The organism is Caballeronia sp. ATUFL_F1_KS39 (assembly GCF_023630985.1).
Lineage (GTDB): Bacteria > Pseudomonadota > Gammaproteobacteria > Burkholderiales > Burkholderiaceae > Caballeronia > Caballeronia zhejiangensis.
In genome coordinates this window covers 1-255 of record NZ_JALQDZ010000114.1, presented here as the reverse complement: position 1 = coordinate 255, position 255 = coordinate 1, and the positions used below count along the sequence as shown (strand labels likewise).

At 67.8% G+C, this 255-nt stretch carries 1 pseudogene; it reads left to right on the top strand.

Annotation, left to right across the window (positions count from 1 at the left end):
- Positions 1-255 (top strand): annotated as a pseudogene (locus NCR93_RS31790) (IS21 family transposase); the annotation flags it as partial.

Genomic DNA, 255 nt, shown 5'->3' with positions numbered 1-255 from the left:
GCCCTCGACGGTGCGGCTGGCGATCCGGCGGTTAGAGGCCGCGGGTCTGACCAGGCCGTTGCCCGACGAGCTCACCGACGCGGCCCTGGAACTCCGCCTGTTCGCCAAGACCCGCAAAGGCAAACGGCAGGGTCACCGCCGCATCGCCGAACCTGATTGGACGACCGTGCACCGCGAGCTCAAGCGCAAGCACGTGACGCTGTCGATCCTGTGGGAGGAGTACATCGCCGCCGAACCCGACGGATACCGGTACTC